We start from the raw sequence: 14,402 nt of genomic DNA on the forward strand, positions 1-14,402 counted from the left end.
ACTAGCGTCAGCGCGCGCGGTTCGCCGGTCGAAGCAGCCGCCACGCTGTCAGCGTGACGCACGCGGCATGTCCACCGTGTCGGTGACCGCAGCCGGCCCCGTGTCAATCAGCTTTGCCTAACCTGAGCTTACTGAGAGCAAAGCAACAACCTCTTCACAGATCATCAGATCGGCGTACTTCTGTTCCATGTCAAAGAGGTTGGCATCGTGCGGCGCCATGGCGCGATCGCCGACGCAGTCGGTCACAACGATCGTCTTGAAGTTGAAGCTCATGGCATCGACCACGCTGGCGCGGACACAGCCCGACGTCGTACAGCCCGTGACAATCACCGTATCGACACCGTGACCGACCAGCCAAGCCGCCAGGTTGGTTCCGAAAAAGGCGGACGGCTGTATTTTGCGAACGATGTAGTCGCCCGCCTGGGGCGCCAGCGACTCGACGATCTGGCTGCCAGGCGCGTCTTCCGTCAGCTTGGCAAGGTTGGGTGATTTCAAACAGAACACGCTCAAATCGGCGCCATCGTCCGCATACACAACGCGTGTATAGGCAATAGGCAGTTTTGCACGACGTGCGGCGGACAACAGCTTGGCCGTGTTCTCGATCGCCTCGCCGATGTTGCCGCCCCCGAGCTGATCGGGATCGGCAAAGCCGTTGACGAAATCGACGACAATCACGGCCGGGCTTTTGCCGAAGCCACTTTTGCCGCCGTAGCCTTGGCGCTTGTAGATCTCTACGTCTGAGGAAGGATCGACCATCAAATGCTCACCGTATCCTGATGCGCACGACCACGGCCCACAGTTATCCAGCACTCCGGCGAGCAAATCAAGGCGGCGACGCCGGCGCCTGTTATCGCCGGCCCACACAGCAGACGTTTGCCTGGTGCCGGTTGCGCCCGCTTAACCTGACTAGCAGGCATCCGGCATGAGGCCACCAGACGCCGGCGCCCGAGAACCCGTTCCAGGTAGGTTAGGCTGCCGCAGGCTTGGGCAGCGGCAGCATGAGCTGCTCGGCGACCAGGTCGATGGCCTTTTCGTCCTCGCCTTCTGACGCAAGTCTCATGGCCTCGATGATCAGGTCCTCGTGTTCGATCATGTAATTGAGCACCGGCTTGAACACGTCCGGCGCCGTCTTGACGATCTCGCGATAGCGATCCTGGAACTCCACGCTGGCCGCCACCATGTAGGCCGTCGCGTCGGTCCAGCTCATGTGCTCGACCTGGCGAATGGAGTCCCGGGCATCGTCGCGGCTCGCGTCGCTTTCGACAATATCGCCGCCGTGCTCGAAGACGATCTGGCGCAGCCGCGCCTTGTTCTCGGTTTCGAGTTGAAGCAGCGAGCCGATCAAGTGCTGCTGAAGCGGGCTGTCGAACAGGGGCAGAAGGGCGCGAGAGATAATCGCGTCACTGAGGTGACGGAGCCACCGTCAGCGTCGCGCCTCAATGGCCCCACCTTTGTAGCTTGGTCCCGCATGCCTGCGCCGGAACGTCGGCGCAGGTGGTGCCCGATAAGTGTTCGTCAGCCGAACTTTAGAGTTTCGGAATTCGAAGCTCCGATAGTTCGATGGTGCGGAGGCCGATCCCGGCAAACTACCGTGGACCACCTCCAAGGCTCATGGCGAGGTGGTCAATAAACACGCGGACCTTGGCTGACAGATGATGCTTGTGTGGGTAGACGGCATAGATGCCATCGTCTTTCAGGTCGTACGGCTTCAACAGCCGTTGCACGTTCCCTGAAGCAAGGTCTTTGTCGACGATGAAATCGGGCAGCAGCGCAATCCCCAGACCATCACGCATCATGCGCGCAGCCGCCTCGGCGCTATTGACCTGAAGCCGCGCCGAAACCGAGACCGCAGAAGTCCGCTCACCACGGGATAGCTGCCACAGGCTTTCGTCCCTTTGACCCGAGACCGTGATGCAACGATGCTCAGCGAGATCCTCTGGTGTTGCCGGTTCGCCATTGCGTTGAAGGTAGTCTTGCGCCGCGCAGATGTAGACATTTGACGATGTAAGCTTCCGGCTGATCAAGCTTGAGTCGGACAACTCCCCCATTCGAATAGCCAGGTCGTAGCCCTCTTCGACGATATCAACGAGCCGGTTTGTCAGCTCCAATTGGAGGCTGACATCGGGATTGTCGACAAGGAATGGGGCGACGGTCGGAACAAGGCAATGATGGCCAAAGGCGATACCCGCGGTCACGCGAAGGAGGCCTCTGGGATTTCGGTGCAAATCTTGGGTGGCGCTTTGTAGCTCCTCGATCTCTGCCAGAATCGCTGAGCTGCGCCCGGCATAGGCTTTTCCCGCCTCGGTGAGACTCATGCGGCGGGTCGTCCGATTGATGAGGCGAACGCCCAAGCTGCTTTCAAGATCGGAAACATGGCGACTGACAGCGGTTTTCGACATGCCCAGGTCGGCAGCAGCCGCCGAAAAACTCTTCAATCGAGCGACCTGATTGAAAACGCCCATGGCAATGTACAGATCCAAACGGCCCTCCATTAGTCCCGAATCTCGGGACAATCTTTTTCTTTATCCCTACATTATCGCACAGATCGGGAGAGTCTATATCGGGAGGCGCGCCACGGTGCCGTCTCGAGAACCAAGCAATCAGACGATCCCGACAAGGAGGACTTGAGTTGACCGGACAGCGTGAAACCTTGAGCCCCATCCATGTGCTTGGAAACCCGATCAAACTGCCCTGTGGCGCGGTCCTGAAGAACCGACTCATCAAGTCGCCGATGACGGATTCGCTGGCAAATGGTGAAGGCGATCCCACCGAGGCGCAGCTTCGGCTTTACGAGAGATGGGCGGAAGGCGGAACGTCTCTGTCCCTCATCGGTGAAGTACAGGTAGACCCGCGCTTTCCGGAGAACCCGGGAAATCTGGTGTTGGGAACGCACAGCGATCAACAGGCGCTGCGGTCGCTGGTTGAACGAGCCCTGATCGAGGACGCTCATTTTTGGCCGCAACTTGGCCATGCCGGCGCCCGTGCACACCCGTCAGTCAGCGAACCGAGAGGGCCATCGGCACTGGACATGGACGGTCTTCAATGTGCGGGCATGTCGGTGGAAGACATTCAGGAACTCCCGGGCCTGTACGCAAGGACGGCAGCTTTTGCCAAAGACACCGGATTTAGCGGCGTCCAAATTCACGCCGGGCACGGGTGGCTGCTCAGCCAGTTTCTTTCGCCGCTGTTCAACCGCCGTAGCGATGGATACGGCGGCTCAGTTGAAGCGCGATGCCGCATCGTGCTTGAGGTAATCGACTGCGTACGGCGTGCCGTCGGTCCGTCCTACCCCGTCGGCATCAGGATTAACGCGACGGACAAGATGGCAGGGGGATTGACCGAGGACGATGCCTTGGCGGTGGTGCGCCTTCTCGATCAAACGTCGATCGATTTGATCGACTTTAGTGGGGGAACCTATTTTCCCGGCGCGAAGGCAAGCTCTGATGGGCCGAACCGAGGCCCCTATTTTCTTGAAACGGCTCGGCGCGCAAAGGGCATCAGCAACAAACCGCTGATGGCGACTGGTGGATTTAGGAGGCGCGAGCAGGCCGTGGATGCGGTGGCAAGTGGCGCCGTCGACATGGTGGGCCTGGCACGTGCCATGGTTCTCGATCCCCAACTCGCGAATGCGTGGTTGAACGAGGAAGGCGGTGATCCCGAGTTTCCAGTGTTCGAGGCCGCACCCCCAGGCGGCGTAACGGACTGGTACATCATGCGGCTGCTGGCCTTGGGCGAGGATCAAGAAGATGCATTCGCGTTGGACATACCATCCGCCATGCACGACTTCGCAGAACGTACCGGCCAACATGGCGCCAAGTGGCGAGATAAGTTCGCGCGTCTGTCAGAATTGATCTGACAATCGAGCCCCCTCGTCAAACGCTCTCGCTTGGCACGATCCCTTCGGCAAAACACGCCGAGTACCATAAAGCAGCAGAGGGGTTCGTCTTCCAATGCTGAAGTCCGACTAGACCAGCGTCGAACGTCGGCTCGTCCAGCAGTTCGCCAGACAGGATCGCGTCCTTGGCGCCCTCGAGAGCGACAATCAAGTTGTCGGCGACGGCAAGGAACTTTTGATCGCCCGCACAACCGCCAAAGAAGATGCCGCTGTTGCGCCTTGCGATTAGCCCACCATCGCGCAGCAACGATACGAGGCGCCGCCCAACGTAAGGGTCATTGCCAAGCTTTTCATACGAACGAACGTAGGCGCGCCAAAGGGCATCGAAACCCGGGGGCTCGGGCCAGGGACGAAAATCGCCGTGATCATCGTCGACGACAACGACACGGCCGCCTGGACGTACGGCGCGCGCCATCTGAGAAATGACCGACGCAGGACGGGGAACATGCTCCAGAAGAAATCGCGCATGGGCGACGTCGAATGTTCCCCATTCCGGTTCATCCAATGGGAGTGTCAGCGCATCACCACTGCGAAACTCGACGAGTGTCGATTCTTCATCGCTGTCGGCGAGCCGCTTCGCTTGCGCGAGCTGGTCTTGATCGCGCTCAATGCCGACCACACGCCCCCTGCTGCCCACGGCCCGCGCCATCAGACGCGTAAACTGACCAAGTCCGCTGCCCAGATCCAGCACCTTCTCTCCCGGCTGGAGATCAAGCTCTTTCAAGCAGGACTCGTTCAGGATGTCGTTCATCAAAGACAACCGGCGTTGTTCCTCTGGTGAACTGCCATGAATGTAGTCAGACGACTTCGACACACCGTCGTTCATGACCTCTCTCGCTCCTCAACGTTGACGATGCCAGCATGTCCGGGTTGGATCGCCTCGGCCCGGTCAAGCGTTATCGGAACACCCCACCAACCTTTTGTCCAAACGCGACGTACCGTGTTTCCGGCCCAACGGCCGGAATGGCCGGAACGGCCGACATAGTGGTGGCGTGATGTTCTGACCTCTCCACGGACGCTTCAAAGGGGCAATGCCGCGCTCGAACTTGCGCGACTGAAAGAGCCACCGCATAGCGTGTCCCGAAGAGCGCTCAGCCTGCGCTCGGAGTTCCGCGCGTTGCTCCGTTCCAGGTAGGTTAGGCTGCCGCAGGCTTGGGCAGCGGCAGCATGAGCTGCTCGGCGACCAGGTCGATGGCCTTTTCGTCCTCGCCTTCTGACGCAAGTTTCATGGCCTCGATGATCAGATCCTCGTGTTCGATCATGTAATTGAGGACCGGCTTGAACACATCCGGCGCCGTCTTGACGATCTCGCGATAGCGATCCTGGAACTCCACGCTGGCCGCCACCATGTAGGCCGTCGCTTCGGTCCAGCTCATGTGCTCGACCTGGCGAATGAAGTCCCGGGCATCGTCGCGGCTGGCGTCGCTTTCGACAATATCGCCGCCGTGCTCGAAGACGATCTGGCGCAGCCGCGCCTTGTTCTCGGTCTCGAGTTGAAGCAGCGAGCCGATCAAGTGCTGCTGAAGCGGGCTGTCAAACAGGGGCAGAAGGGCGCAATAGAACGCCTCGCCGTACACCTCCCCCTGGTACATCTCGGCCACTTCCTGTTTTTGCTGCTCGGATATCATGAGGCACCTACCGCGTGGACATGTCCGGCAAGAATGCCGGTTTCTCGCCGTGTTTCAATCCTCAGACTGCCGGGCAGCGATCTTCCGGACATTTGTCCCGGGCGAGGCCGTCGCGGAAACCGGGCCTGTCTCGGCTCGGAAGGCAACGTCGCCGACTAGCTGGATACCGAGTTTGGCGAGGGTCGCTGAATAGGCCCGCTTATGACCCAAAACCGACGTGTTGCCCATTCGTGTTGCGGCGCTGAAGGGTCGTTGTTTTCACATCGTGAAGCTAGATTGTACCAACGACGAAGCTCTCGATCTGACCATCAGGTTCAGAGATCGCGTGCGCAACAGCTGGTGCGGACGGCGCCGTTGCGGTTGGCAACGAGATTGACGTGATATGGTCCAGACAACAGGGCGTCCCTGGGAGAAGAATAGATGAGGCTATTGATAATCAATCCGAACACATCCCAAAGCGTTACTGAGAAAATTGCCGATGTCGCGCGTGCAGCGGCCGCAAAGGGTACCGAGGTCGAGTTTGTAACGGGCCATCGTGGCGTACCCTACATTGCCAGTCGAGCAGAGGCTCTGATCGGCGGACAAGTCGTTCTCGAGATTCTCGCTGAGCGCGCAGCCGCGTTTGACGCGGCAGTCATCGCAGCGTTCGGTGATCCTGGACTCGGACCGGCGCGAGAGTTGTTTGAGATCCCGATTGTCGGTTTGGCAGAGGCTTCAGCTTTGATGGCATGCCCACTAGGGCGAACATTTTCGATCGTTTCATTTTCGCCCCGCCTGGAACCGTGGTTTCGAGAGTGCATAACCTGGCATGGCCTTGCTGGGCGGTTGGCCAGCATTCGCATGCTTGATGCGCCTGTTGCCGAAGTGGCAGACGTGCAGTCTGAGAATGCGGATCTGCTCGTTGACCTGGCGAGCCGAGCGGTAAGCGAGGATGGAGCCGACGTTATCGTACTTGCTGGCGCGCCGCTGGCTGGGCTTTCGGGTCTTGTTCGCGACCGAATTTCAGTGCCAGTCGTTGAAGGTGTCGCCGCAAGCGTAAAAATGGCCGAGGGCCTTGTTGCATTGAAGCCCCGCAAGCCAATCGAAGGTTCATTCCGCCAACCAGCTCTCAAATCGACCGTTGGTTTACCTGAAGCGCTTTCGCACCTGATAGAAACCGGCCAATTGGAATAGGCAGGATTTTGCTAAGAAACAATCGGGACTAGCGGCGAACTTTGAAATGCGGCAGACCTCGCAGCGATCCCGCTCACGCGTCGTCAAACACATCAAAATGCACCTAGTGCCTTGGCGTCCTCCAGCGTGCTGACGACCGGCTTATTGGGATTCCACTCGACGGCGGCCCTCGGAGGCAACCTTCCGTTGAGCTTCACATCCGTCAATGGCTATTGGTGAGCGCCGACGTCACGCAGCGGAGATAACCGCTTAGTGTCCGTAAACGGACAATCCGAAGCTCTTCGCGGAGACCCAAGTGGTCGATGGTGCAGGCGGCGAACATGAACCCGCGCCGGAGCGAAAGGAGCTTTAGGCCCCTTGCGTCCGCCAACTCCGTCATCCCATGAATGGTGCCCGCTGAGGGACTTGAACCCCCACGTCCCGAAGGACAACGGATTTTAAGTCCGTTGCGTCTACCAGTTCCGCCAAGCGGGCACGCCCAACATGTCGGCCACTTGGCGAGGGAACGCAACAGGCAATTCTCTGGCTCTATCTCGAAAAAAAGGCCGCGCCCCTGCCCGTCCCGGTGCTGCTCGGGATTGGGGCTTAAGGCGCGGCCGTGAACCGGTCAATCACATGCGGTCAGGAGGCGGACCGATCAATGCGATCGAGCGAAAACCCGCGTGAAACGTCGTCAAACTCGTCTCGGCCCACACCGACGCCGGCCAGGTCGCGACAACTCAAGCCACGCAGCAGATAGGCGGTTCGTCGCGCCCGATGGGATTGCTCCAGCCAGTCGATGGCTGGACCCATCGCCTGGGATGCCATCCGGTAGCCGGCGCAGAGCCGCTCGACCATCGCCTGGGTGCGCTGAAATCTCTTCTCGGCACGTGCATCCGACACGGCGGACACCAGCCCAAACATTCCGTGCTTTTCGGTCACATACGCCATTGTTTCCTCCGCGATGCGGCGCCCCCGGCGCCGGTGAGAATGCCGTGCGAGGCTTGCCCGGCGTTCTGATAGAAAGTGATAAGCCTTCAAGGTTTCTACGCATCGACAGGAACGGGAGATTATTGTTTCTATTGTTTCAGTCGCCGCGACCGTCCGGCGCCGCAAGGACCGTCACCTCACTCAGACCCAACATCAAAAGCGACTCATAACCGATTGACCTTATTGCGCTATGTGGCCACGCAGCGATCCGGACGTACAACGCCAGACCCACCTCTGGGCAGTTTTGACTCACGATGCTTTGAGCTAGACTGAGAGGCCGGCTTGACCTTGCCGGTCGACGGCGACATATGCAGCCCACGACGACATAACGGTGATTTCGAATGCGTCTCATCTCGCTCGACGGCCCGTTCTTCGCGGCCATCACGATCCGCAACGGTTTCAGCGCTGCGCTTCAGCGCCGCCTGTTCGTGTGTGGCGTCGTCTGTCTGCTTGCGGCGGGCATCGGGCTCGCCGCAACGCCGGCGCGGGCGCTCTTCATGACGCCCCTGCCTGAATACGAACGGATGTCGCGGGAGCAGCAGATCGAGATTGTCACCACGACCGTCTTCGAGATGATCTACTACTTCAACAACGTCAAACACGATAACCAGAAGGCCAATTGTGTCGGCGAGTACTTCTCCGGCTCCGTCGACGACCGGGACGGCGGCTACTATCATTTTTCACAGCGGCTCGACGACCTGCGCGAGCGCTACGCCAGCGGTGCCGTGGAGAAACCCGAAGACCTCTATGTCGAACGCATCATCTTGAAGCTGATCAAGGAAAAATGCGGCGTCTAGAACGGGTCATGGTGAGGCGGAACCGTTTGGCGTCTCCACCAAGACAGGGGCTGCCCTAGCGCCCGCTGAGCACTTTCAGAAGCAAAAGATCATTTCGACTAACTCCAAAGTGCAGTCCTTGGGCTTTGTTGCCAGCGACCGGTGAACCAGACATCGCTAAAAAGGACGGCGCTAACCGAGGCGGTTGGCGTGAGTACCAATCCTCCACTTGCCCGGGCCCACGCTTGTGGGTCCGGGCCTTTTCGGTGGTTTTCCGCCGATCATCGCCGTGTTGGGACCCCCATGCTGGAGCGGATCGCGACGAAGCAAAGCCACTGAGCGGCTCTGACTAGTCGTGTGAACCCGCCCTCGATCAATGAGTTAGTGCCGATTCACGCATTCTGTCTGGATTGCGGGCGATTCAGATAGAATGCGATCTGCCCTAGGTTGATCGCCGGCTGAATGAGGGAGCCCGACACCATGACCAGTTCCGTGCTTGGAGCCTGCCGATCGACCGGCCAGATCAGCGCGTCATGACCGCCAAGACGCTGCTGGTCGTCGCCCACGTCCCCTCGCCCAACACCACGCGCCTGTTCGAGGCGGTCATGGCCGGCGCACAGTCGCTGAACGCCGAAGGGATCACGGTCAAGGGCCAGTCACCCTTCGATACGGTTCCCGAAGACGTCAAGACGGCCAGCGCCGTCGTGCTGGGGACGACCGAGAACCTCGGCTACATGAGCGGCGCGATGAAGGACTTTTTCGACCGCTGCTACTATCCGTGTCTGGAAGAGACACAGGGCTTGGCCTATGCGGCCTATATCCGCGCCGGCCACGACGGTACCGGGACGAAGCGCGCTATCGAATCGATCACGACGGGCTTGCGCTGGCGCGCGGTCAACGAGCCGCTGGTCCTGCGCGGCGACTTCCAGGAACCCTTTGTCGACCAGTGCGAAGAGCTGGGCACGCTGATGGCGGCCGGCTTGGAGGCTGGAATTTTCTAGTCGTGGCTCTCCATGTGCATGGCCTCGCCCAGTTCATCGGGGTGCACCACGTAAACCTCGACGTCGACAGGACCGGCCTCCTCGAACTCAAGCGTCAGCATGAACTTGTCGTCGACCCGCAGCGGTTCATCCAACCCCATCAACATGACATGGTTGCCGCCAGTCTCGAGCGTCGCGTTGTCGCTTGCGGGCACCACGATGCCCTCCTCCAGTTCCTGCATCTTCAGGACGCCGTCTTCGAGGACCGTCGTGTGGAGCTCGACGCGTTCGGCGACATCGCTCGAAACGCCAACCAGGCGATCGGCCGCGCCCACGTTTTCGATGGTCATGTAGACCGCGCTGTTGGCGGCCGCGCCCATGGAGGGGCGCGCTACTGGATGCACGACTTTGAGGTCGCCGTGCTCGAAGTCGTGGGCCAAGGCAGGCTTGTACAAGACGTAGGTCGCGCCCAACACAAGGGCGAGCGCCAAGCTGCCTAAAATTCTCTTCGTCACGTCTTCCTCCTTAGAAGGCTACTTGATACCCCAGCGTAAACTGATAGTCGGTCTCCAACTGCGGGCCATTGAGATCGCGGTAGAGAGGAAAACCAAATTCGAACGCCAGGCGCTGGCCGCGCAGCCACCCACGCTGTCCGGCGAAGTTCACGCCCAACAGCATTTGAAGGGTATCACCGCCATAGAAGTCCGGGTTGGCGGTCTGCACCGGGCCGACGATGTTAGGGTCGATACCGTCAATACTGTCCGCCGTCTGACCGGCCAGCCGAATCGAGTTGCTGATCCACGGCTCCCATTGATAACTCGCCCAGCCGGTCAACGTGTGGACGTCGCCCAGCGCGTATCCCTGACTGTTGTCGTCCAACCGTATCACGCCGGTGTATTGCGCACCCCAACCGATCTTGCCGCTCTTGCCGGTATAGGTCAGGCCGGGCAGCAGGTCGTAGGTTCCGGAACCCAACTGCATGGCATAGGGCAGCCGCACGGTCGGCCGCGTCCCGTTCGGTGCCAGGATCTGGCCAGTCTCCTCGATCGAGCCGGTCGGCAGGCTGAGGCCGGCATTGAGATGGAGGTGATGGGTGCCGTCGTCATAGAGGCCGATCAGACCGGACATGCTGGTATCGCCAAAACCGGACGTGTCGGTCGTGAAGTTGCCAAGCTGGACCGTCCCCGCGCCACCGGCAAATGTCACGTGGTCCATGTTCTTTTCGATGTAGTTGCCCATGACCATCAAGGTCAGCCAGTCGGTCGGCGCGTACATGCCGCCCACCATGTGCATTTCCATCCGCATGTCCAAAGGCACGATGCGCAGCGTCGGCGGCTGGCCCGGCGCGCCGAAGAAGCGGTTCGGCACCGTTGTCACGATGGTTTGCGGTGATACGCCATCAGTACCGATACGGTTGCCTTCCATGCTCATGCGCATGTAGCGATAGGAGAACATCCATTCGCCGGCCTTGTGCAAATGGTCGCCCATGACACCGATCGGGGCGTGACCATCGGCGTTAACTGGCGCCGTACCGTCGGCATTCAAGACGACGCCTGCTTCGGCGTCGTCGTCGTGGGCGAACGCGTCGCCGGCCCAAGACAAACAGAGCGCGGCGACGACAGCGCCGCGCAGAACACACTTGTACATGACGAAACTCCGCAAAAAATCCAGGCGTCAGCGCCAGGGCCATTGAAGGCCCGACGGCGCTACTCAGGTCGCAAGATTTCTAGACGGAGAACGGCGGTCCGCGGCTGCCAAGGATCGCTGTCGCGGCAGGCTTCGCCGATTGCTGGCCAACAGCCGGCCAACCAACAAGTGCAGTATCCCGCGGTTGGTGCAAGACCAGCGCGCCACCGGCGCGTTCGCAAACCAGGCCGCCACAGCATGCCGTAATGCAGACACTGCAATGATCGCCGAAGTTTGCGTGTGCAGGTGACTCGGCATCTTCCGTGCCGGCCACCTGAACGCCATCGGGCGTGCAGATGACGAATGCGCCGAACGGCCAGTCGTCCGCTGCGTCGTCCGCCGGCTGGGCGGCCATGGCCAGACCCGACATCGCGGCAAGCCCGACATGGGCCACCATCGAGACGATGGCAAGCCACGCGCCTATCTTGCAAATAGGCCGGGTTGTGGAACGACGGGCCATAAGCAACGAATAGAGCGGTGGCTTCGCGAAGGCAAGTGAAGAAACGCCCTGGCATTTGTCTTGCGCAGGTCCGAAAGGTCGGACTTAGTCGCTGACCGACTCCTCACGCGGCTCACCGCCCAGGTCTTCGGCCAGCTTGAAGACGTAATCGAAGGCGAGGTCGAGACGTTCCTTGTCCGTCGACCTCAGAACAAGGCTGGTGCCGAACTTGCCGTTCTCCGACCACGGATAACTGCCCATGTCGACATCGGGGAACACCGTCTGGGCTTCGGCCAGATCGGCGGCCACCGTCCCCTCGCCTGTATGAACACGGATCGAGCGCGACAGAACCGTCGCGCCGCCGCGCAGCCGATTCTTGGCGCCCTCGAACATGGCACGCGCAATCGACGGGACGCCGGCCAGGACAAAGACGTTCTCGATCTCGAAACCCGGCGCCAGGCTGACCGTGTTGTCGATCAGCTTGGCACCGTCAGGGATGCGCGCCATACGCATGCGCGCCTCGTTGACCGCCATGCCCCGGCTCTCGAAGTTCTCCTTCAGTACCTCGTAGACTTCCGGGTGATAGTCGATCCCGACACCGAACGCCTTGGCGACGCTATCGGCCGTGATGTCGTCATGGGTCGGACCGATCCCGCCCGTCGTAAAGACATAGTCGTAACGCGCCCGCAACGCATTCACCGCATCGACGATCTCCGCCTCGTCATCGCTGACGACGCGGGCTTCTTTGAGCTGAATACCGATCTCGTTCAGGTTCTGGCCCAGGTAAGCCAGGTTGGCGTCCTGGGTGCGCCCCGACAGGATTTCATTGCCGATAATCAAAACGGCGGCGGTGACGGTGTCGGGCATAGCGGCTCCCGCAGAGGAAGGTCGTTTCATGCACCAGCTAACGCGCGGGCGCAACAAGGGCGGGCTCTCGACGTGATCAACAAAGGTTGGATTGGTGCGCCTGCGGGCGACCGCTATAGTGTCTCCACGATCAATAACCGGGGCGGCCATGACGACCACCACCGATAACATGCCGAGTTCGGCGACCGTAGAAGCGCCAACCGGCGGGGCTCAACGTCAAGATTCTTCAACTGATCCCTATAGTTACCTCCTTTTGCTGCGGTTTGTCCTGCTCAATCTCGTCGCGCTCGCCCTGCTGATCGCCGCCTGGGGCGGCGGCCTGGTTTCGCGGGTGATCGAGGCAGACAGCACCCATCTCGTCCTGGTCATCGCGGGTGTATTCGTGATCGGTCTTGCGCTCGCCTGTTGGCATGTCTTCGAGACCAGCCGTGAGATCAACCGTGCCAGAAGCGCCAGCCCGGTCCCCGGTTCGATCGCCGCCTCCTACCTCGCCATGACCGCGGGCAAGGATGCGCAAAGCAGGCAGATCCTGGGATCGTCCTTGCGGCTTAAGCTCAGCCAGCGGATCACGCTGGTCCGCCACATCGGCAACAGTCTGGTTTTCCTGGGACTGATCGGCACAGTGATCGGCTTCATCATCGCGCTGAGCGGCGTCGACCCGGAGACCGTCGGCGAATCCGAGAAAATCTCGGCCATGGTCACGACGCTCATTCAAGGTATGTCGACCGCCCTGATGACGACCTTGGTCGGCGCAGTCTTCAACATCTGGCTGATGGCCAACTATCAGCTCTTGGCGTCCGGCACCGTGCGCTTGATCGCCGCCGTCGTCGAATTGGGCGAGTCCCGTGCGAGCGCTTGACCCTCTTGATGAGGATGCCGGCGGCACCGTCTTCCGCGATGTCATCATGCTCGCGCTGCTTGGCTTTGTCGCACTCGTCATCCTGCTCTTGCCGCACGTCAACCCGCCGGAGGAAAAGCAGGCCGACCTGATGGCGCCCGGCAACGTGATCGTCGAGATCCGCTGGCACGAACACGTTGACGCCGATGTCGACCTTTGGGTCCAGGGTCCCGGCGATGTGCCGGTCGGCTATTCCAACCGTGGCGGCATCATCTTCGACCTGTTGCGTGACGACCTCGGGCACTTCCGTGACGTCACGTCGATGAACTACGAAATGGCCTATAGTCGCGGCGTGCCGGAGGGCGAATACGCCGTCAACGTGCACATGTACCGCAACCACACGGCCGACTGGCCGATCGAGGTGGTGGCGATGGTCAGCGTCAAACGGTCGCCCGATAAACCGGCGCAACAGATCCTGTTGTCGAAGGTCGAGTTGGTGCGTGAGGACCAGGAAGTCACGGTGTTCCGTTTCGAGCTCAACCAGGCCGGCGGCCTTTTGCCGTTCACCGTCAACGACCTCTACAAACCTCTGCGCGTACCAGATGAGAGCGAACGGCTTTAGTCATGGACTACGTGACCGTTCTGTTCGTTGCGACCGTCGTCCTGATCGCCGTGCTCGCCTGGTCGGCCATTCGCGCGCGCGGCAAGTTGTGGCGCAAACTGGCGGCGATGACCGCATTGGCCATTCTGGTTCCCCTGCTCTATGTCGACGTCATGGGGCTGATGGGCCGGCCCAAGCCGATCACGATGGAGTGGTTCGAAGATCTGCGCGAAGGCGCCGTGCTGGTCGGCGCCGACATTCGCGAAGGTCAGGCGATCTATCTCTGGCTGCGTCATCAAGGCGAAAGCGAGCCGCGCGCCTATGTCCTCGATTGGGACCGCGGCACCGCCATCAAGCTGAAGGAAGCGGCTGATACGGCGCAGGACATGGCGACCGATGTCATGGTGAAGATGTCCGAGGAACAGTCGACCATCGAACAGCGTTCCGGCCTGGTCTTCTATGCCGAGCCGCAACCAGACCTGCCGGAGAAGCCGCCGCCGGACGAACCCGGTATGATCTTCCAGCCATCAGTCCAACCGTCACCTTAAGT

At 60.5% G+C, this 14,402-nt stretch carries 17 protein-coding genes and 1 tRNA gene; 7 read left to right on the top strand and 11 right to left on the bottom strand.

Going from position 1 to position 14,402, the window contains the following annotated elements:
- Positions 1-117: 117 nt before the first annotated feature.
- The 3 genes from AAF563_21295 to AAF563_21305 form a co-directional block, all read right to left on the bottom strand.
- Entirely contained in the window at positions 118-756 is a 639-nt protein-coding gene (locus AAF563_21295; protein MEM7123826.1) for an isochorismatase family protein, read from the bottom strand.
- Positions 757-967: 211 nt separating this feature from the next.
- Complete coding sequence (locus AAF563_21300; GenBank protein ID MEM7123827.1) at positions 968-1,345, bottom strand: hypothetical protein; 378 nt, start codon at positions 1,343-1,345, stop codon at positions 968-970.
- A 241-nt stretch (positions 1,346-1,586) separates the two neighbouring features.
- Positions 1,587-2,480: a LysR family transcriptional regulator gene (locus AAF563_21305; protein MEM7123828.1), complete on the bottom strand. Its 894-nt coding sequence runs from the start codon at positions 2,478-2,480 to the stop codon at positions 1,587-1,589.
- Positions 2,481-2,629: 149 nt separating this feature from the next.
- Between AAF563_21305 and AAF563_21310 the strand changes: the two genes are divergently transcribed.
- On the top strand, positions 2,630-3,856 hold the full coding sequence (locus tag AAF563_21310; GenBank protein MEM7123829.1) for an NADH:flavin oxidoreductase/NADH oxidase family protein: 1,227 nt from the start codon (positions 2,630-2,632) through the stop codon (positions 3,854-3,856).
- A 16-nt stretch (positions 3,857-3,872) separates the two neighbouring features.
- Here the strand turns inward: AAF563_21310 and AAF563_21315 are convergent, their stop codons facing one another.
- Entirely contained in the window at positions 3,873-4,721 is an 849-nt protein-coding gene (locus tag AAF563_21315) for a methyltransferase domain-containing protein (protein ID MEM7123830.1), read from the bottom strand.
- Positions 4,722-5,031: 310 nt separating this feature from the next.
- On the bottom strand, positions 5,032-5,487 hold the full coding sequence (locus tag AAF563_21320; protein MEM7123831.1) for a hypothetical protein: 456 nt from the start codon (positions 5,485-5,487) through the stop codon (positions 5,032-5,034).
- A gap of 456 nt (positions 5,488-5,943) precedes the next feature.
- Between AAF563_21320 and AAF563_21325 the strand changes: the two genes are divergently transcribed.
- On the top strand, positions 5,944-6,696 hold the full coding sequence (locus AAF563_21325) for an aspartate/glutamate racemase family protein (GenBank protein MEM7123832.1): 753 nt from the start codon (positions 5,944-5,946) through the stop codon (positions 6,694-6,696).
- A 387-nt stretch (positions 6,697-7,083) separates the two neighbouring features.
- Here AAF563_21325 and AAF563_21330 read toward each other — a convergent pair.
- Positions 7,084-7,170, bottom strand: a tRNA-Leu gene (locus AAF563_21330).
- 147 nt (positions 7,171-7,317) lie between these two features.
- On the bottom strand, positions 7,318-7,617 hold the full coding sequence (locus tag AAF563_21335; GenBank protein MEM7123833.1) for a hypothetical protein: 300 nt from the start codon (positions 7,615-7,617) through the stop codon (positions 7,318-7,320).
- A 389-nt stretch (positions 7,618-8,006) separates the two neighbouring features.
- Between AAF563_21335 and AAF563_21340 the strand changes: the two genes are divergently transcribed.
- Together AAF563_21340 and AAF563_21345 are read left to right on the top strand one after the other, a co-directional pair.
- Complete coding sequence (locus AAF563_21340; protein MEM7123834.1) at positions 8,007-8,462, top strand: hypothetical protein; 456 nt, start codon at positions 8,007-8,009, stop codon at positions 8,460-8,462.
- A 512-nt stretch (positions 8,463-8,974) separates the two neighbouring features.
- Positions 8,975-9,442 carry a flavodoxin family protein gene (locus tag AAF563_21345; GenBank protein ID MEM7123835.1) on the top strand — a complete coding sequence of 156 codons (468 nt, stop codon included), beginning with the start codon at positions 8,975-8,977 and terminating at the stop codon, positions 9,440-9,442.
- Here AAF563_21345 and AAF563_21350 read toward each other — a convergent pair.
- The 4 genes from AAF563_21350 to AAF563_21365 all read right to left on the bottom strand — a co-directional run bounded on the left by AAF563_21350 (position 9,439) and on the right by AAF563_21365 (position 12,413).
- Positions 9,439-9,936, bottom strand: a complete 498-nt coding sequence (locus tag AAF563_21350) for a copper chaperone PCu(A)C (GenBank protein ID MEM7123836.1) — start codon at positions 9,934-9,936, stop codon at positions 9,439-9,441. The two genes, AAF563_21345 and AAF563_21350, sit on opposite strands and share 4 nt — an antisense overlap.
- 10 nt (positions 9,937-9,946) lie before the next feature.
- Positions 9,947-11,068 (bottom strand): transporter, encoded by a 1,122-nt coding sequence (locus AAF563_21355; GenBank protein ID MEM7123837.1) that lies wholly within the window; start codon positions 11,066-11,068, stop codon positions 9,947-9,949.
- A gap of 79 nt (positions 11,069-11,147) precedes the next feature.
- Positions 11,148-11,504 carry a hypothetical protein gene (locus tag AAF563_21360; protein ID MEM7123838.1) on the bottom strand — a complete coding sequence of 119 codons (357 nt, stop codon included), beginning with the start codon at positions 11,502-11,504 and terminating at the stop codon, positions 11,148-11,150.
- A 147-nt stretch (positions 11,505-11,651) separates the two neighbouring features.
- Positions 11,652-12,413 carry a competence/damage-inducible protein A gene (locus AAF563_21365; GenBank protein MEM7123839.1) on the bottom strand — a complete coding sequence of 254 codons (762 nt, stop codon included), beginning with the start codon at positions 12,411-12,413 and terminating at the stop codon, positions 11,652-11,654.
- Between the two features lie 253 nt (positions 12,414-12,666).
- Between AAF563_21365 and AAF563_21370 the strand changes: the two genes are divergently transcribed.
- From AAF563_21370 to AAF563_21380, 3 genes are read left to right on the top strand one after another with little or no spacing between them, the layout of a single operon-like run.
- Positions 12,667-13,272, top strand: a complete 606-nt coding sequence (locus AAF563_21370) for a MotA/TolQ/ExbB proton channel family protein (protein MEM7123840.1) — start codon at positions 12,667-12,669, stop codon at positions 13,270-13,272.
- Positions 13,259-13,873, top strand: coding sequence for a hypothetical protein (locus AAF563_21375; protein ID MEM7123841.1), 615 nt, complete (start codon positions 13,259-13,261; stop codon positions 13,871-13,873). Before AAF563_21370 ends, AAF563_21375 begins: the two co-directional genes overlap by 14 nt.
- 2 nt (positions 13,874-13,875) lie before the next feature.
- Positions 13,876-14,400 (top strand): hypothetical protein, encoded by a 525-nt coding sequence (locus AAF563_21380; GenBank protein ID MEM7123842.1) that lies wholly within the window; start codon positions 13,876-13,878, stop codon positions 14,398-14,400.
- Positions 14,401-14,402: the final 2 nt, after the last annotated feature.

The sequence above is a fragment of the Pseudomonadota bacterium genome, from assembly GCA_039028155.1.
Classification (GTDB): Bacteria; Pseudomonadota; Alphaproteobacteria; order SP197; family SP197; genus JANQGO01.